This window comes from Streptomyces monomycini (assembly GCF_022271435.1).
GTDB lineage: Bacteria > Actinomycetota > Actinomycetes > Streptomycetales > Streptomycetaceae > Streptomyces > Streptomyces monomycini.
Genome location: NZ_JAFIQY010000031.1, coordinates 64,281 through 80,249, shown reverse-complemented (window position 1 = coordinate 80,249; position 15,969 = coordinate 64,281). Strand labels below are relative to the sequence as shown.

Annotated in this window: 18 protein-coding genes; 3 read left to right on the top strand and 15 right to left on the bottom strand. The window is 71.0% G+C overall.

What is annotated here, in order from left to right; translation table 11 throughout:
• Nucleotides 1-435: 435 nt before the first annotated feature.
• Together JXZ78_RS28405 and JXZ78_RS28400 are read right to left on the bottom strand one after the other, a co-directional pair.
• Complete coding sequence (locus tag JXZ78_RS28405) at nucleotides 436-642, bottom strand: DUF397 domain-containing protein (RefSeq protein ID WP_106968807.1); 207 nt, start codon at nucleotides 640-642, stop codon at nucleotides 436-438.
• The gene (locus JXZ78_RS28400) at nucleotides 593-1,228 is read right to left on the bottom strand and encodes a DUF5753 domain-containing protein (RefSeq protein WP_050502550.1); all 636 of its coding nucleotides are present in this window, start codon (nucleotides 1,226-1,228) and stop codon (nucleotides 593-595) included. Before JXZ78_RS28400 ends, JXZ78_RS28405 begins: the two co-directional genes overlap by 50 nt.
• 88 nt (nucleotides 1,229-1,316) lie before the next feature.
• Here JXZ78_RS28400 and JXZ78_RS28395 point away from each other — a divergent pair, with 88 nt between their 5' ends.
• The gene (locus tag JXZ78_RS28395; protein ID WP_050502549.1) at nucleotides 1,317-1,646 is read left to right on the top strand and encodes an ATP-binding protein; all 330 of its coding nucleotides are present in this window, start codon (nucleotides 1,317-1,319) and stop codon (nucleotides 1,644-1,646) included.
• A 9-nt stretch (nucleotides 1,647-1,655) separates the two neighbouring features.
• Here the strand turns inward: JXZ78_RS28395 and JXZ78_RS28390 are convergent, their stop codons facing one another.
• Both JXZ78_RS28390 and JXZ78_RS28385 read right to left on the bottom strand, forming a co-directional pair.
• On the bottom strand, nucleotides 1,656-2,879 hold the full coding sequence (locus tag JXZ78_RS28390) for a Cmx/CmrA family chloramphenicol efflux MFS transporter (RefSeq protein ID WP_033038051.1): 1,224 nt from the start codon (nucleotides 2,877-2,879) through the stop codon (nucleotides 1,656-1,658).
• Nucleotides 2,880-2,977: 98 nt separating this feature from the next.
• Entirely contained in the window at nucleotides 2,978-3,559 is a 582-nt protein-coding gene (locus JXZ78_RS28385) for a TetR/AcrR family transcriptional regulator (RefSeq protein ID WP_030020680.1), read from the bottom strand.
• A 100-nt stretch (nucleotides 3,560-3,659) separates the two neighbouring features.
• Here JXZ78_RS28385 and JXZ78_RS28380 point away from each other — a divergent pair, with 100 nt between their 5' ends.
• Both JXZ78_RS28380 and JXZ78_RS28370 read left to right on the top strand, forming a co-directional pair.
• Nucleotides 3,660-4,076, top strand: coding sequence for a hypothetical protein (locus tag JXZ78_RS28380; protein WP_030020679.1), 417 nt, complete (start codon nucleotides 3,660-3,662; stop codon nucleotides 4,074-4,076).
• Nucleotides 4,077-4,081: 5 nt separating this feature from the next.
• Nucleotides 4,082-6,757 carry a KGGVGR-motif variant AAA ATPase gene (locus JXZ78_RS28370; protein WP_030020678.1) on the top strand — a complete coding sequence of 892 codons (2,676 nt, stop codon included), beginning with the start codon at nucleotides 4,082-4,084 and terminating at the stop codon, nucleotides 6,755-6,757.
• Between the two features lie 19 nt (nucleotides 6,758-6,776).
• Here the strand turns inward: JXZ78_RS28370 and JXZ78_RS28365 are convergent, their stop codons facing one another.
• From JXZ78_RS28365 to cpaB, 11 genes are all read right to left on the bottom strand, one after another.
• On the bottom strand, nucleotides 6,777-7,406 hold the full coding sequence (locus JXZ78_RS28365) for an OmpA family protein (RefSeq protein ID WP_030020677.1): 630 nt from the start codon (nucleotides 7,404-7,406) through the stop codon (nucleotides 6,777-6,779).
• A gap of 3 nt (nucleotides 7,407-7,409) precedes the next feature.
• Nucleotides 7,410-7,991: a hypothetical protein gene (locus tag JXZ78_RS28360; protein ID WP_030020676.1), complete on the bottom strand. Its 582-nt coding sequence runs from the start codon at nucleotides 7,989-7,991 to the stop codon at nucleotides 7,410-7,412.
• A 32-nt stretch (nucleotides 7,992-8,023) separates the two neighbouring features.
• Nucleotides 8,024-8,746, bottom strand: coding sequence for a pilus assembly protein TadG-related protein (locus JXZ78_RS28355; RefSeq protein WP_030020675.1), 723 nt, complete (start codon nucleotides 8,744-8,746; stop codon nucleotides 8,024-8,026).
• Nucleotides 8,743-8,913 (bottom strand): membrane protein, encoded by a 171-nt coding sequence (locus JXZ78_RS28350; RefSeq protein WP_030020674.1) that lies wholly within the window; start codon nucleotides 8,911-8,913, stop codon nucleotides 8,743-8,745. Before JXZ78_RS28350 ends, JXZ78_RS28355 begins: the two co-directional genes overlap by 4 nt.
• Before the next feature lie 640 nt (nucleotides 8,914-9,553).
• The gene (locus tag JXZ78_RS28345; RefSeq protein ID WP_030020673.1) at nucleotides 9,554-10,456 is read right to left on the bottom strand and encodes a DUF5936 domain-containing protein; all 903 of its coding nucleotides are present in this window, start codon (nucleotides 10,454-10,456) and stop codon (nucleotides 9,554-9,556) included.
• 56 nt (nucleotides 10,457-10,512) lie between these two features.
• Nucleotides 10,513-11,457, bottom strand: a complete 945-nt coding sequence (locus JXZ78_RS28340) for a type II secretion system F family protein (RefSeq protein ID WP_030020672.1) — start codon at nucleotides 11,455-11,457, stop codon at nucleotides 10,513-10,515.
• Nucleotides 11,458-11,508: 51 nt separating this feature from the next.
• On the bottom strand, nucleotides 11,509-12,846 hold the full coding sequence (locus JXZ78_RS28335; RefSeq protein WP_030020671.1) for a TadA family conjugal transfer-associated ATPase: 1,338 nt from the start codon (nucleotides 12,844-12,846) through the stop codon (nucleotides 11,509-11,511).
• Nucleotides 12,843-13,268, bottom strand: coding sequence for a TadE/TadG family type IV pilus assembly protein (locus tag JXZ78_RS28330; protein ID WP_030020670.1), 426 nt, complete (start codon nucleotides 13,266-13,268; stop codon nucleotides 12,843-12,845). Before JXZ78_RS28330 ends, JXZ78_RS28335 begins: the two co-directional genes overlap by 4 nt.
• On the bottom strand, nucleotides 13,265-13,681 hold the full coding sequence (locus JXZ78_RS28325) for a TadE family protein (RefSeq protein ID WP_030020669.1): 417 nt from the start codon (nucleotides 13,679-13,681) through the stop codon (nucleotides 13,265-13,267). Before JXZ78_RS28325 ends, JXZ78_RS28330 begins: the two co-directional genes overlap by 4 nt.
• Before the next feature lie 36 nt (nucleotides 13,682-13,717).
• Nucleotides 13,718-15,112: a CpaE/TadZ family protein gene (locus tag JXZ78_RS28320; protein WP_030020668.1), complete on the bottom strand. Its 1,395-nt coding sequence runs from the start codon at nucleotides 15,110-15,112 to the stop codon at nucleotides 13,718-13,720.
• Between the two features lie 13 nt (nucleotides 15,113-15,125).
• Nucleotides 15,126-15,848 (bottom strand): Flp pilus assembly protein CpaB, encoded by a 723-nt coding sequence (gene cpaB, locus JXZ78_RS28315; protein WP_030020667.1) that lies wholly within the window; start codon nucleotides 15,846-15,848, stop codon nucleotides 15,126-15,128.
• Nucleotides 15,849-15,969 lie beyond the last annotated feature (121 nt).

The following is a 15,969-nucleotide window of genomic DNA, read 5'->3' as shown; positions in this document are numbered from 1 at the left end:
GCCCTTCGGCCCGACCCTCCGCCCACCCGACAATTCGGCACCGCCCGGACGCCGCATCAGCTGGTGGCTCGTCTCCCTGCCGCGGACCGGCCTCTCCCAGGGCAGGAGCAGGCAGGCAGGCCCGCGCGATGCGCTTCCAGCTGATCGCGTATGAGCGGTGCGAAAACGACCATAGGGCACATACCCGCATATGTACTATCTTCCAGCCCCAACTCACCTGCCTTAGCCACCCCAATTACCCCTTCCAGGCGCCACCCCCACCCACAACCCCCGGAAACAGCGCCCTCAGCCCGTCAACACGACCCTGACCACGCCACTCCGACCCGCATGGCGCGCCCGCCGGTACGCCTGTAGGACTATGCGCACACCGACCGCGCCGGAGTCCGCGACCTCATCGACCGATCACGTCACTCCGAACGGACCCGCACCAGTCCATCAAGCGCGACGGAGCTGACGCTGACTATTACCGGAGGGATCGTCGCTCTCGCGGATGAGCGCCGCGTCAGCAGTCGGCGCCGCGACTTCGACACAGTTGCTCGCGTTGCCACTGTACGAACTTCTGCCAGTTGGGTACGGACACGTTCGCTTCCTCTCAGAGGTCGTTGACGATGGTGTGGATGACGCCCCGTGAAGCGGACGCATCAAGCGCCATGGCTTCGAAGCGCCGCATGAACGTGCGGTACCTGTCCAGCTGGGCATCCGCGTACTCGAACATCGCCCCGTGCTCGGTGTCGAGTTGCACCGTGTCCAGCTGCGGGACCTGCCCCTCCGCGTAGGTCACCGTCTGTCCCGCACCCGGAAAGATCCCCGCCGAGAACGGAATCACCAGCACCGTGATCCGCTCTCGCTCGCCCATGGCGAGGATGTGTTCAAGCTGCTTCCGCGTAAGGGAGCGCCCACCGAACTCCATGCGCAACGCGGCCTCGTGAATGATTGCCGTGTATGGCACCGGAGACTGTCGATACAGAACCTCCTGCCGCTTGATCCGATGGGACACAAGGTGCTCCACATGCGGCGGAGAGGGCTCGGGAACATTCTGCAGAAAGGTCAGGCGAGCATAGTCAGCCGTCTGCAACAAGCCGGGCAGGTGCGACACTTGCGCAGTTCTTATGGCAGTCGCATTCTGCTCCATCTCCGCGAGGTCGAGCAGGCCCGGAAGCAACTTTTCCCGGTAATCCTCCCACCAGCCGCGCTTCCCGCCGGCCGCCACGGCGGCAAGCGCCTCCACAAGCGCGGCGTCGGCACAGCCGTAGGCTCGCGAATACAGCCTTCGGCTCCCTCAAAACCCCCTCAGCCCTGGCATCGCCCGCAGTACCGTGCGTCTCGTACTGGACCGGTACTCGCTCGACGAACTCGGCGACCGCGCACAGCTCCTGGCCTCGGAGCTCGCCACGAACTGCCACCTGCACGCACCCGGACCGGCGCAGCTTCGGCTCTCCTGGGAGGACGGCGTGGTGCGTATGAGCATGTGGGACACCGGCCGCACCCTGCCCGGCATCGCCGAGCGCCCGACGCCGGCCCAGGTCGGCGCCGGACACGGCCTGCGGCTCGTGGGGGCGAGCGCCGACGACTGGGGCTGGTACGCGCTCGACCCGAACCGGCTCGGCGTGGACGGCAAGATCGTGTGGTGCGAGCTGTACCGCTGACCGTGCCGTTCAGTCGGCCGCCGTCAGCGCCTCCCGTCGGGTATCGACCGCGACCGGCGCCCGATCCGTCACCGTACGAGCCTGCGTACGGCGCTGGAGAACCGCCGCCCAGAGCGCAGCCCCCAGGGCCGCCACGCCCACCACCGCTCCCACCCACGCCACCGACGTGTAGCCGAAGCCCGCGTCGATCGTCAGGCCGCCCAGCATCGGGGTGAGGGTGATGCCGACGTTGAAGGCGGAGGTGTTGACCGCGGGGGCCAGGGTCGGGGCGTTCGGGGTGAGGGTGAAGACGCGGGACTGGACCACCGGGTTGGTGATGTAGCCGGTGAGGCCGAGGGCGAAGACCAGGGCGATGGTCACGGGCAGGTTCTCGGCCGTCAGGGCGAGCAGGGCGGAGGCGGCGGTCAGTCCGCCGATGCCCAGGAAGAGGGTGCGGAGCGGGTGGCGGTCGGCGGTGCGTCCGCCGAGGGTCATGCCGAGGAGGCCGCCGACCCCGTACAGCGCGAGGACGGCCGGGACCAGGCTCGCCGGCAGGCCGCTCACCTCGGTCAGCAGGGGCGTGAGATAGCTGAAGGTGACGATGGCGGCGCCGAAGCTCAAGGTGGTGAGGAGGTAGGAGACCCACAGGGCGGGACGGGACATGGCCGCGATCTCGCGCCGCACGGAGGGGAGTTCACCTGCGGCCGGACGGGTGGCGGGCAGTGCGGCCAGCAGCGAGGCCAGGCTGGCGGCGGTCAGGGCGACCACGCCCCAGAAGGCCGCGCGCCACCCGGCGTGCTGGCTCAGCACCGTGCCGGCCGGTACGCCGACGATCGTGGCGAGGGCGAGTCCGGTGCCGACGACCGACAGCGCCTTGCCCTTGGCGTCGGCGGGCACCAGGCTCACCGCCGCCGCGGCGGCCACCGCCCAGAAGCCCGCGTACGCGAAGGCGCTGACGACCCGCGTCGCGAACAGCACCCCGTATCCCGGGGCCAGCGCGCCGACCACGTGCCCGGCCACGAAGACGAGCTGGAAGGCGATCAGCGCGGTGCGGCGCGGCAGGCGCAGGGTGCCGATGGCGAGGACGGGCGCGCCCACCACCATGCCGATGGCGAACGCGGACACCAGGAGCCCGGCGTCGGGGATGGAGACGCCGAGGTCGGCGGCCACGTTGGGCAGCAGTCCGGCGAGCATGAACTCGGAGGTTCCCTGGGCGAAGATCCCCAGGCCGAGGAGGTAGACGGCTATGGGCATGACGTGCGTACTCCCGATGAGGGTTGGGTATTGGATAGGTCGGTCCAAAACGGAGCCAAAAGGAAGCGGCCCGGTCGGGCCGCGAGTGGAGCAGCACGTCACAACGCTGCCATGAAGCCCTCCACGACTCCTTCGAGCGCCACGCGGTCGGCCCCGCAGCGCGCCGAGACGCGCAGGCCGCCGACGGCCGCGATGACCAGATGGGCGAGTGTGCGCGCATCCTTGCCCGCGTCGATGTCGCCGTCCCGCTGCCCGGACGCGATCGCGGCGCGGATCGCCTCCAGCCGCAGCCGGTAGTCCCGCGCCAGCTCGCCCGCGACCTCCTCGTCGCGGGCTGCGATCTCGACGGCGGTGTTCACGACCAGGCAGCCGCGCCGGACATCCTCGCCGTCGCACTCCTCGTCCACGACGCGCCGGAGGTGCGTACGGATCTTCTCCCGCACCGGCAGGTCGCTCTCCAGCAACGCGAACAGCTCGCCGTTCCGTTCCGCCATGTAACGGTCCAGCGCCCGCTCGAAGAGATCGTGCTTGCTCTTGAACGTGTTGTAGATACTGCTGCGCCCGAGGCCGGTCGCCTCGCACAGGTCCTGCGTGGACGTGGCTTCGTAGCCGGCGGTCCGGAACGCGTCCATCGCGGCACCGACCGCCCGCTCCTCGTCGAACTTCCTGGGGCGGGGCATGGGGAGGACGGTACAGGTATTGGATCGGTCAGTTCAATACTCGGGTCCGGGCCGGCGATCGCCCGGTGGGGGGCGGCCCTCCAACCAGTACGCTGATGCGATGGTCGATGTGGGGGTCAGCGAGCTGCGGCGAAGCCGCGAGCGGCTCGCGAAACAGGGGGAGTTTGCCGAGCAGGCAGGAGACTGCGCGAGCAGCGGATTACTGCTCTTCTACGCTGCCGAGTGCGGGCTGAAGGCCGAGGTACTGCGGTGGATCCTGCAGCGTGAGGACACTTCCGCCCTGCCTGTCGACCTGCGATCGCACAATCTGCGCCGCTTGGCCAAGGCGCTGAACCTCCAGGACCCCACCGCCGGGCAGGACCCGTTGCGCTGCCGTCGGCACAAGGACAACGCCTGGATCGAGAGCCATCAGCTCCACGAGGCGTGGCGCTATGGTGCGGAACTGTGCGCAGCTGATCAGAAGGCTGCACTGGAAGCCTTGAAGTCACTGGTGAAGGACGCCAGGAAAGGATCTTGAGCGTTATGGCCGGCAAGCTCTTCACCTGGGTGGACATCGACTCCCGACTGGCAGAGGCTGCCACCGAAGGCCAGTGGCCGCAGTGGTTGCTGGAGGTCGATGCCTGGTGGGACGCACTGGAACTGACTGTCCGCCCGGGAACGGAGAACCGGACCGTTCGCGACTGGCTGGACGGCCAGTTCGGCCTCGGGTCGACCGTCGGGCACGACGCGGGCCTGGAGCTCCTCCTCGACCGTCCTGTGGCTCACGCCCCCCAGTCACTGCCCGTCCGACTGGTCGAAGCTCTCGGTTCCGGATCGGCCCCGCGCCGCCCGAAACTCACCGAGCGCCGCGTCACCTCGGATCTGGGAGATGCGCTGCCCCGGCCGGGGGACCCGCAGTTCGCCGGCGACAAGCAACTCATCGCGTTCCACTCCTTCAAGGGCGGCGTGGGACGCACGTTGCACTCCGTCGCGCTGGCCGACTTCCTGGCGTCCCAGGGCCAGCACGTCCTCCTCGTGGACGCCGACCTGGAAGCTCCCGGCATCACCTGGATGTACCAGGCGCAGGGCGGGCGATGCGACATCGCGTACGAGGACGTCCTCGCTCTCCTGCACTCCTCCCGACAGGGTGACCCCACGCCGGCCGTGAAGATCGCCGCCGCGTACCTTCCCAACCAGAGCGTCTCGCGCTACCCGGGGCCGGGCCGCATCACCGTGCTCCCGGTCAGCCGGCGTACCCGGCTCGGCCCGCCGCGCATCGGCCCGACGGACCTGCTGACCGAGGACCGCTCACCGTACTTCCTCAGCGAATCACTCGCCGCCCTGGCCGTCGCGGCCGAGGCCGACACCGTCGTGATGGACTTGCGGGCCGGAGCCTCCGAGCTGTCGGCACCCGTGCTGCTGGACCCCCGCGTGACGCGGATCTTCGTCACCACGGTCAGCAGCCAGTCCCTGCAAGGGACCGAAGCGATGATCCGGCAATTGGGCTGCCAGTCCCCGGCAGTGGCACGTACGGACCCGACTCCCGGCGCGATCGTGACGCAGTACCGGCTCGACACCCATGACCTCCATGCCGAGGAGGCGCGCCGGACCTTGTCCGCGGCCCTGTCGTCCACCATCGCCATGGCGGCAACCGACGAGTACACCTCGGAAGATCTCGCCGTGGACGAACAAGTGCTGACCGCACCACTGTTGAGCCCGTTCCGGGAGGAACTGCTCGCGCTTCCGCAGGGCTGGGACGCGGTGGTGGAGGTCATCCGACGCTGCGGTCTTCCCGGCTTGCTGAGCGAATTCGCCCCCAGCCTCACCCAGACAGCAGCGACGCCTTCGGACGAACCGTCGAGCCTGGACGAACGCCGCCGAACGCTGAAGAGCACAGCGGGCCGTCTCATCTTCGCCGAGCGGCAGGGCATGGACTCCAGCCTCGGATTCCTCACGACCGAGCCGGTGCGCCGGCTGATCGCGGACCACAGCACCGACCTTCCCGTAGCGATCGTCGTCGGGGCGAAAGGCGCGGGCAAGACCTTCACGTTCGCCCGCATGTGCAGTGCGGAGACCTGGGATGCTTTCGCGCACGAGAACGGTCAGAGCGTGGACCGGACCGCCATGGTCATTCCTGTCCTGGACCCGGCCAACATCGCGGAGCCGAGGACCGGCATGCTTTCTCCGCAAGCACTCAGGGACCGCGCGGCAGGAGGACAAGGCGTCACCGCCGACGAAATCCGCAGTCATCTGAACGCCGGCCTCGGGGACTCCCGGGCTCAGGACGCGGAGTTCTGGAGACAACGCTGGCTGGAATGTCTGGCCTGGTCAGCCGGTGCCGAACGGGAGGTATCGGCCGAGGAATTCCTCGTCCGGCGGACACTGGACTCGACCGAAGCCTGCCTTTTCGTTCTCGACGGCCTGGAGGACTGGCTGGAGACCCTGGACGCGGAGCCTCGGCGTATGGCCCTGCGCACCCTGCTCATCGAGGTCCCGGCCTGGCTCCGCCGCCTCCGCAATCGCTCGCTCGGCCTCGTGGTATTCGTACGGCAGGACCTGGTCCGCTCGGCGATCAAACAGAATCTCGGGCAGTTCCTCGACCGCTACGCCCCTTACGAGCTGCGCTGGGACACCGAGGACGCGCTCAGGCTCTCCCTGTGGATCGCGTCGAATGCCGAAGCGGTGGAGGCATCGGCGTCTCCGATCGCGGACATGTCCTACGAAGAAATCGTCCATGCGCTCACCCCTCTCTGGGGCGCGAAGCTCGGTACCGAGAAATCACGTGAAGCATGGACGGAGCGTTGGGTTCCTGCCGCGCTCGCGGACTTCAACGAGCAGATCCAGGCCCGCGACGTCGTCCGGTTCCTGTGCGAGGCGGCCGATGCTTCCATCGGTGACGAACGCTGGCCGGACCGCGTGCTGGCACCGGCGGCCATGCGTCGCGCTCTGGGCGCGTGCAGCCGCGCGAAGGTGGATGAGATCAACCAGGAGAATCCCCGCCTCGGGAAACTCCTGCGGCAGATGGGCACCTTCTCCGACGACGTCAGAATGCCTTTCTACGCGGAGGACCTGAACCTGTCCCCGGATGATGTCGAGGCTTTGGAGCAGTGGGGCGCCCTGGCCCGGGACGCCGACGGGCGCTACCGCATGCCGGAAATCTACCGGCATGCCCTCGGCTTCCGTACCCAGGGCAGGGCGCGCGTGGTGCGGACTTCGTGAGCGGAACCCGGCGACTTCCCTACTTCCCCGTACGCGGAAAGCTCACCTCGACCCGGCGGTTCTTCTTGCGGCCGTCCTCCGTGGCGTTGTCGGCGATCGGGTACTGCTCGCCGTAGCCCCGGATCTGGAAGGTGACCGCCGCGCCGAGGCCGTCGGCCAGTTCGCGCTGGACCGCGTTGGCGCGTTCCTTGGAGAGGACCAGGCCGTGCGTGTCCGAGCCCAGGTTGTCGGTGAAGCCGAAGACGCGCAGGTTGGTGGCGTGCTGTTTTTTGATCTCGGTGGTGATGGCGGTGATGCGGAACAGCGCGTCGGAGGAGAGTTCGGCGCTGTCCTTGGCGAAGAGGACTTCGGCCTGGAGGGCGAAGGTCACGTTGGAGTTGGTGTCCTGCCGCCGTTCGGCGCCGTCGTCGGTCTCGACGATGGACTTGATGTTGAGCACCTTGGCGGGGGCGAGGGTGGCGCCCTGGACCATCCGGAGGTCGGGGTCCTTCGGGTCGATCTCCACCGGGGCGGCGGTGTCCTCGGAGACGCCGGGCGGGTCGTCGGCGTGGGCGGCCGGCGGGGACGGGGTGAAGGTGAGCAGGAGGGCGGCGGCCGCGGTGACGGTGGCGCGTGCCGTGCGGGTCACGGTCCCGGACGTGGTGGTCATGGGTCAGTCCGAGATCGAGACGGTGGCGGGCGGCATGGTCGGCAGCTGGAAGTCGACCTCGGTCACCTTCGCGGGCGGGGCCGGGAACTGCGCGAAGACGGGCCGGCTCTCGCCCGGTTTCAGGCCGCTCAGCCCGGTGGTGCACAGACACTCGCCCTCGGTGTCCCGCAGCACCAGGTAGCGCTTCTTGCCGGCCTTGTCGACCAGGGTGGCGCCGGAGACCGAGGAGCGGGAGCGCATGCCGGTCTCGTTGGAGCGCCAGTTGATCGCGTTGAAGATCTTGCTGCCGTTGTTGGTGACGGTGCCGCTGACCGTGACGAAGCCGCCGGTGTCCCGGACGGCGGAGTGCAGGGTGACGACCACCCCGTCCGCCCCCTTCACCTCGCCGATGGCCTGCCGGGAGTCGGCGGCCGGGGTACCGCGCCCGGTGTCCTTCGGGGCGGAGGCCCGCGCGGACGGCTTGCCGTCGGCCGCGCCGCTGCCGCCGCCCTCCCCGCCGCAGCCGCCGACGACGAGAGGGAGGGCCGCGGCGATCGCCGCGGCGGCGACTCTCCTGGTGGCCTTCGAAGGGCGCCCAGTGTCCATGGATGCGATTCCCTCTGCTCGTCGTCGGCTGGTCATTCGGCAAGGCGTACGGAGAACAGGTCGGCGGCTTCGGGCAGGTCGCGGGGGTCGGCCGGGTCGACGGTCCACTCCTTGCCGTCCTCGCAGGTGAGGTTCACGGTGGGGGGACCGGGGGGCGGGTCGTTGGCAGGTGCATCGCCGCCGGGCGGGTCATCGGTGGGTCGGTCGTCGGCGGGTGGATCGCTGCCGTCGTCCTGACCAGGCCCGTCGCCCCCCGGCGCCGGTGTCGGCTCCGGCTCCGGCCCCGGTGTGCAGCGCGGTTCGACCACCGCCCTGGCCCGCGCCGAAGCGTGCGTGTTCTCGGTGCCGGGGATCACCGAACGGCCCACGGTCTTACGGGTGCCGGCCTCGACGGCGAACGACGTGGGGTAGGAGCCGGCCGTGCACGTCGCGTCGGCGTCGTTGCGGCCCGCGAACCACTGGGCGTTGGCGCACGCCTCGGCCCCGGGAACGCCGCGGCCGCCCAGGAGGTCCCGCCAGGGCGCGCCCGTACGGATCGCGTCGAGGAGTTCCGTGCTCAGCTGGTCCCGGTACTTCTGCCCGGCGGCCAGCGCGGCCGCGTCGGCCGCGGTCTGCGCGGAGTTGCGCGTCGCGGCGGCCTGCCCGACCGCGAAGAACGCGAAGGCGAGCAGGAGCAGGCCGGCCACGGCCACGATGTACAGGGGAAACGCCTGGCCGGCGTCCCCGTTCCGGCGGCGGGAGGCCGCCCGGGTCAGATCCCCACGACCTCGGAGATCTTGTTGGAGATGGCCGTCGCGATCTGACTGCCGAAGTCCGTGGTCGACAGGACGAGCACGATCGCCACGACCACGGCGATGATGCCCAGGTACTCGATCGAGGTCTGTCCCCGGTCGTCGCCCTTTCCCCACAACCGCTTCGCCATCGTGTTCCCCTCCATGGGCGGCCGGGCCGCTCCGGTCCGGATGGTCTGCCCCCGTGGTGTCGCCCCGCGCGTACACGGCGTACGGCGCGGCACCGTACGGGCGAGAGCCGTACGGGCACACACCGAACACGCGTACACCGGACGTGAGCACGCTACGCACACGCACGCTCGCGACACGAGAAAAGTACGCCGGAACACCGGTCCCGGAACAGGGCACCCGACCGCATTCCTTTCCCGTGGGGGCGGGTTGAAGCATCGGCCGGTGGCGGCGGACGGAAATATCTCCCGGTTCAACCGGTAAGAGAGGTTTTCCTGGTACGGCCGGCTCAAGGGAGGCGGCCGGACCGTCCGGTACAGCCGGACCCTCTGGTACGGCCGACTCCTCCGGTGCGCCCGTCCCGTCCGACGGCATCCTTCCCACCCCCGCCCGTCCTCGCCGGCGGCGCCGTCGCCGCCCGTCCCGGTGTGCCCGGCGGTGCGGCCGGGGCCGGGGAACACATGGATGCCGACTGTCCCACATACCGTTGCGTACGCGAAGGGTGTTTGCCCAACAGGAGCCGTTTCGAGACGCGTAAGGGGGCGTGGAGGTACGGAAGTTGACCCGTTCGCCTGACGTACCGCCCGCCCCGCCCGGCGCGCGTCAGTCGCCCATCAGCGAACCGAAGTCGGTGCCGGAGCCGAGGAAGAAGCCCGCGACGAGCAGGATCATCGTGGCGGGGACCATGAACGTGGTGACCACCATGGTCGCCTTGGGCACCGCCCGGGCCGCGCGGCGCCGGGCGTTCTGCGCGTCGGTGCGGCGCATGTCGTCGGCGATCTGGATGAGCGTGTCGACGATCGGCGAGCCGAGTTCCTCGCCCTGCTGGAGCGCGGTGACGAACTGGGCGACCTGCTCGGAGTCGTTGCGTCTGCGCAGTTCCTCGAACGCCTCGCGGCGGCTGACGCCCATGTCCAGCTGCCGCAGGGTGATGCGCAGTTCGTCGGCCCAGGGCCCTTCGTACTTGTCGGCCACCCGGTCCAGGGCCTGCCGGAAGCCCAGCCCGGCGCTGACCACGACGGCCAGGACGTCGAGGAAGTCGGGCAACGTGCGTTCGATGGTGTCCTTGCGTTGGCGAATCGCGGCCCAGATGCCGACCTCGTTCCAGAACAGGCCGAAGGCGACCAGGAGGAGGGCGAGCAGGTACTGGGAGCGCAGCAGCATGACGAGCGCGCCGCCGAAGCCGAGGAAGCCGTACACCGCGCGGCGGGCGGCGTAGCGGTCCACGGTCAGGCCGCCGGGGTTGCCCGCCCGATCGATGCGTCTGCGCACCTTGGCCACCCGCTTCTCGCCCATCAGGCATAGGACGAGGGGCGCGTACCGCATGCCCGCCCGGTCCACCGCCGATCCGACGACGGTGGTACGGGTCGCGCCGACCTCCAGGGCGACGGCGATGTCCGGGGGCAGCCGGGCCTCGCGGCGGTAGAGGGCGACGCCGTAGCAGATGCCCGCCACGGAGAGGGCGAGCGCGAGGGCGAGGAGGAGTCCGGTCGTTCCGATTCCCATGGTGTCGTGCCTTCGAGGTGGGGGCCGGGGCAGGGGCGGCGGCCGGCCGGGGGCCGTCAGATGTCGATCTTGGAGATGCGGCGGATCACGAAGAAGCCGGCGGCGTACAGCACGAAGGCGACGACCACCGCGGCCTGGCCCAGGAAGGTGGCCGTCATCCGGTCGATGGCCCCGGGCGCGATGCGGTTCATCAGCAGCAGCGTGCCCAGGCCGAGGAACGGCACGACGTACGCCGTGACGACGACCTGGGAGAGCTGGGTGCGCACCTCGCGCCGGGTCTCCTTGCGCTCCTCCAGGGTCTTGGTGAGGTTGCGCAGCGAGCCGACGACCGTGCCGCCCGCGCGGTTGGACAGCACCAGGGTGGTGACGAGCACGACGAGTTCGCGCGAGGGCAGGCGGTCGGCGAGCTCGTCCAGGGCCTCGTCGAGGGAGTGGCCGACGGCCAGCTTGTCGGAGACCTTGGCCAGTTCCTCCCCGGCGGGCGCCTCCAGTTCCTCGGCGGCCATGCCCAGGGCCGTCCGCAGCGCCAGCCCGGCCTGGGTGGCGTTGGCGAGGATGCGGGACAGCTCGGGCAGCTGGTTGATGAACCGCTCGATACGTTTCTGCCGCTGCCAGTTGAGGAAGGCGTACGCGGACCAGACGGCCGCCAGGGCCGCGATGGGGCCGAAGAAGGGCGCCAGTACCGCCTGCGCGACGATCCAGACCCCGGCGACCACGGCGAGCAGGCCGATGAAGAACTCGCCGGGGGTCACGTCCAGGCCGGTGGCGGCCAGCCGCCGTTCCAGGCCGCGTCCGAGCCGGGTGGCGCGCAGCCGGCGGTCGGCGGCGGCGAAGCGGCGGCCGTGGCCGGGCCGGGGCAGGCCGTGGTCGTCGGAGAGCCGGTCGACGAGGGCCCGGTGCCGCTCGCGTCCGGTCGCGTACAGCCGCAGGCCCACGACGGCCAGCACCGCGCAGAGCAGGGTGACGCCGAGGGTGAGCAGGGCGATGTCGTCCAGGGGCATGGGCGCGGGTCCGTCCTCCGTGGGTGTGCCGCTACGAGGTGTGACGCGTGGTTACGAGGCTTCTCGGGTGGCGAGTCGGTCGTCGGTGGCCGCGACGCCGAAGGCCGGGGGTACGGGTTCGTCGGCGAGGTAGAGGCGTTCGGCGACGCGGCGCGGCAGCGGGTGGTAGCGGAAGCGGCCGCGTACGGTGCGGTCGGCGCCGCTCGGCTCGGCCTCGAAGCGGCAGACGGTGGCGAGGCGGTAGTCGGCGTGGCCGTGCGAGTCGAGGATGGCGATCTCGCCGATGCGGCGGGAGCCGTCGGCGTGCCGGGTGATCTGGACGATGCAGTCCACGGCACTGTTGATCTGGTCCCGCAGCGCCTCGAAGGGCACTTTCACGTCGGACATGGAGGCGAGTGTCTGGAGCCGCATCAGCGCGTCCTCGGCGCTGTTGGCGTGCACGGTGGCGAGCGAGCCGTCGTGGCCGGTGGACATCGCCTGGAGCATGTCGAGGGTCTCGCCGCCGCGGACCTCGCCGACGATGATGCGGTCGGGGCGCATGCGCAGGGAGTTGCGTACGAGGTCGCGGATGGTGATCCGGCCCTTGCCCTCCACGTTGGGCGGCCGGGACTCCAGCCGGATCACATGGGCCTGCTGGAGCTGGAGTTCGGCGGCGTCCTCGACGGTGATGATCCGCTCGCCCTCGGGGATGAGGCCGGACAGGGCGTTGAGCAGGGTCGTCTTGCCGGCGCCGGTGGGCCCGGAGACGACGACGTTGAACTTGGCCCGGACCAGCCCGGCGAGCAGCATCACCATCTGGTCGTCGAGCGTGCCCATGCCGATCAGTTCGGGCAGCGTGTAGGCGCGGGGGAAGCGGCGGATGGTGAGGGTGGCGCCGTTCAGGGCGAGCGGCGGGATGATGACGTTGACGCGCTCCCCGGAGGGCAGCCGCGCGTCGACCATCGGGTTGGACTCGTCCACCCGGCGGTTGACGGTGGAGACGATGCGTTCGATCGTCTGCATGAGCTGTTCGTGGGAGGCGAAGCGGACGGGGACCAGCTCCACCCGGCCGTGCCGCTCGACGTACACCTGGTCGGGTCCGTTGACCATGATCTCGGTGACCGAGGCGTCTTCGAGCAGCGGTTCCAGGACGCCGAGGCCGAGCGCCTCGTCCACCACGCGGCGGATGAGCTGGGCGCGTTCGGCGGTGGACAGGACCGGGCCCTCGCGGCTGATGATGTGGCCGAGGACGCGCTCCAGCCGGGTACGGCGCTCGGCCGCGGCGAGCGCCGACATCTCGGCGAGGTCGATCTCCTCCAGCAGCTTGGCGCGGTAGACCGCGACGAGGTGGCCGTCCTCCCGGCCCGCCGGGGGAGCCTCCGGCGCGGTGATACGGGCTTTGAGACTCATGGGGCGGTGCTTCCTCCGGGTTCGGCGGGCAGGGCCATGGCGGCACGGCGGGTGGCGGACCCGAAGTCGACGCCGGGGACGACGGAGGGGATCTTGACCGTCGCGGTCGCCTCGACCTCGCCGCCGCCTTCGGCCGCCTGGACGTCGGCGTCCGCGGCGACCCAGCCGCTCATGGCCGCCTTGCCCGCCGCCTCCGGGCTCGTCTTCCGGTCGGCCTCGTCGAGGGTGGCCGTACGGGCGGCGGCGCGCGCTCCCGTACCGGCCTGCTGGACGGCGTACGCGGCCAGCCCGAGCTGGACCACGGCGAGGGCGAGGACCAGCAGGATCGGCAGGAAGCCGAGGAATTCGACGGAGACCTGGCCGCGGTCGTCGCGTCGGCGGCGCGGCCTTCGCGGTCCCCGGATGCGCACCGTCGTCGTCACGCCCCCTCCTCCTCCGCCGCGCCCGCCGTGCCCACGACGCGCCCCGGGAAGTTCACCGCGCCGGGGAAGAGCAACGGCACCTGGAGGCCCACCCGGGCCTTCCACAGGCCGCCCTCGGGAGCGCACGAGATCTCGGCATCGCCCGCCCACGCGCCGGGCAGGTCCTTCCTGGCGGCCGCCTCGCACGCGGCCGGACCGCCCGTCTCGGTCGCGGTGCCCGCCCGGGCACCCTTGTCGGCCGAGTTGGCGGCGAGCGTGAACGTGTAGCCGACGAGCACGAACTGCCAGAGCAGGACGAGGACGGCCAGGATCAGCGGAGCCAGTCCGAGGAGTTCGACGGAGACCTGGCCGCGGTCGTCGCCCAGCCGGGACCGGCGCGTCCCTCGGCCGTCACCCAGCCGGAACCGGCGCATTCCTCGGCCGTCGCCCACCCGGAAGCGGCGCATCCCTCAGCCCTCCTCGTACGGGCCGGCCGGGCCGAAGGCCCCCGCGGCCCTCGGGGCGCCCTGGGCGCCCGGCACCCCCGGCATCCCCGGCTCCCCGGCGGCGGTCCCGGCCGTCAGCGCCTTGCGCCGCCGCCCGGTCAGCGGCGTACGGGCGCGGTGGCTGCCCCGCCCCTGCCGGGCCGCGGCCGGCCCGTCGACCAGGCCCAGCTCACCGGCCAGCGCCCAGAGCGCCTGCCGGACCGCGGACCGGGCGTCCAGGTCCTGCATCCGGCCGGCGTCGACGTACGGCTGGAGTTCCTTGAAGGCGGCCGGTACAGGCGTGCGGGCGACCCGGGTGCCGGTGGCCTTGCCGACCAGCGGCGGCTGGATCTCGGTGTTACGGGTGAGGCGGTTGACGACGGTCGTGGTGTCCTCCGCCTTGCGGATCTGAAGCCGGTCCCACAGCCGTACGAGGCGCTTGGCGGCCCGTACACAGATCACGTCCGGTGTCGTCACGAGCAGGGCCGTGTCGGAGAGTTCGACGGCGGCGGCGTTGGCGGACTGCATCTGGGAGCCGCAGTCCACCACCACCAGCTCGTAGCGCGAGCGCAGCGCCGCCAGGACCGTACGGGCGGCCCGGTCGTCCACCTCCTCGCCGCGCTCCCCCTCCTCCGGCGCCAGCAGCAGGCCCAGGCCGGTGTGGTGGGCGTGCACGGCGTCCTGGAGGACGCGTACGGAGATGTCCTGGATACCGGCGAGGTCGACGATCGAACGGCGGAACTGGACGTCCAGGTAGGAGGCCACGTCGCCGGACTGAAGGTCCATGTCCACCAGCGCGACGCTACGTCCGGCAGCGCGCGCGGCGAGCGCGAGCTGCACGGCGGTGACCGTCGTACCGACACCGCCCTTGGCCCCGGTGACGGTGACGAGCGTGCCCGCCGGGCCGAACGCTGCTTCCTGTCCGCCGCCCAGGTGCACTCGTACCCCGGCGGCCCACTGGGCCGCGGCCTGCACCCGGGCCGACAGTTCGTCGTAGCCGAGCGGCAGGCCGACGATGCCGCGCGCGCCCGCGTCCATGGCGGCGGCGAACAGGGCCGGGCCCGCGTCGGTGGTGATCAGTACGACGCCGACGGCGGGGAAGCGCAGCGCGATGTCGCGGATCAGCTCCAGCGCGGGCACCGGGCCGATGCGCTCGTGGACGAGGACGACCTCGGGCAGCTCGTCCACCGCGGACGGCGGCCCCGGCCGGTCCGGGGAGCCGGCGGTGGCCCGGGACACGGCCTGGTCGAGCGCGTTGAGCAGGGCGGTGGAGTCGGTGACCGGCGGCCCGGGCTCGGCGCCCGGCAACTGGCTGAGCAGCGACGACACGGCACGTGCGGCGTCGGGTTCGCCGACCGCCGGGAGGATGCGGATGGTCACCAGGGCCTCCGGGTCATTTGTCGCCGTCGAGCGTGTAGGTGCGCTCCGTGGGCGGGATGTCGGCCTCGGTGCCGGGGGCGACGAGGGCGAGCCGTACGTGGGTGGCGAAGGACTCCGCGTAGGCGACGCGCTGGGCGTCCTGGGTGCTCAGCGCGAAGGTGATCGGTACGGCGTCGGTGGCGCGGCGGGTGCTGGAGGAACGGGTGTCACCGGGGTCCTTGTGCTCCAGCGGGGTGAGCTTGCCCCGGTCGATGACCTGGGCGTTCGCCACGATCACCTTGGATACGGGCCGGTCCTGGGAGCGTTTGCCCTCGAAGGTGGCGTAGATGTTCACCCGGGCCCCGGGGTTGATCTTCCCGGCCACGCCGGTGGCCGCGTCGATCATGATGGCGATCTCCTGCTGCCCCGGCTTGAGCGCGGGGCGGTCGACGACCATGTCGTCCTGGAGGAGCGAGCCCTTGTGCAGCGGTGTCACGGCGATCTTCCCGCGGACCCGGGCCAGGTCCCTGACAGCGGTGGACGGCAGCCAGCGCTCCGGTATCTCCACCTTCTCGAACTGGCCGGGATCGAGCGTCTGATAGGCGGCCACGTCCGTTTTCAGCCGATACGCGGTGCGCTCGGGGCCGACCTTGGACTCCACGGTGCGTATCACCGACAGCACGCCGACGAACGCGCCGAGCGCGCAGAGGACCGACAGGAGCAGCAGGATCACTCCGCGGCGCTGGCGTGAGTTCATGGGTGCGGGACCTCGTCGGGATCGGTGCGGGCGGGGGCGGAGGCGGGAAGGGGGACGGGAACGGGGACGGAAGAGGGGACGGGGCAGCCAGGGCCGGGCGGGTCGGTGTCCGGTGGGGCCG

Excerpts from the sequence above, each read along its gene's own strand:
- JXZ78_RS28390 (WP_033038051.1), bottom strand. The coding sequence starts at position 2,879 with ATGCCCATAGCCGTCTACCTCCTCGGCCTGGGGATCTTCGCCCAGGGA.
- JXZ78_RS28365 (WP_030020677.1), bottom strand. The coding sequence starts at position 7,406 with ATGACCACCACGTCCGGGACCGTGACCCGCACGGCACGCGCCACCGTC.
- JXZ78_RS28325 (WP_030020669.1), bottom strand. The coding sequence starts at position 13,681 with ATGCGCCGGTTCCGGCTGGGTGACGGCCGAGGGACGCGCCGGTCCCGG.
- JXZ78_RS28335 (WP_030020671.1), bottom strand. The coding sequence starts at position 12,846 with ATGAGTCTCAAAGCCCGTATCACCGCGCCGGAGGCTCCCCCGGCGGGC.
- cpaB (WP_030020667.1), bottom strand. The coding sequence starts at position 15,848 with ATGAACTCACGCCAGCGCCGCGGAGTGATCCTGCTGCTCCTGTCGGTC.
- JXZ78_RS28350 (WP_030020674.1), bottom strand. The coding sequence starts at position 8,913 with ATGGCGAAGCGGTTGTGGGGAAAGGGCGACGACCGGGGACAGACCTCG.
- JXZ78_RS28385 (WP_030020680.1), bottom strand. The coding sequence starts at position 3,559 with ATGCCCCGCCCCAGGAAGTTCGACGAGGAGCGGGCGGTCGGTGCCGCG.
- JXZ78_RS28370 (WP_030020678.1), top strand. The coding sequence starts at position 4,082 with ATGGCCGGCAAGCTCTTCACCTGGGTGGACATCGACTCCCGACTGGCA.
- JXZ78_RS28360 (WP_030020676.1), bottom strand. The coding sequence starts at position 7,991 with ATGGACACTGGGCGCCCTTCGAAGGCCACCAGGAGAGTCGCCGCCGCG.
- JXZ78_RS28340 (WP_030020672.1), bottom strand. The coding sequence starts at position 11,457 with ATGCCCCTGGACGACATCGCCCTGCTCACCCTCGGCGTCACCCTGCTC.
- JXZ78_RS28380 (WP_030020679.1), top strand. The coding sequence starts at position 3,660 with ATGGTCGATGTGGGGGTCAGCGAGCTGCGGCGAAGCCGCGAGCGGCTC.
- JXZ78_RS28405 (WP_106968807.1), bottom strand. The coding sequence starts at position 642 with ATGCGTCCGCTTCACGGGGCGTCATCCACACCATCGTCAACGACCTCT.
- JXZ78_RS28345 (WP_030020673.1), bottom strand. The coding sequence starts at position 10,456 with ATGGGAATCGGAACGACCGGACTCCTCCTCGCCCTCGCGCTCGCCCTC.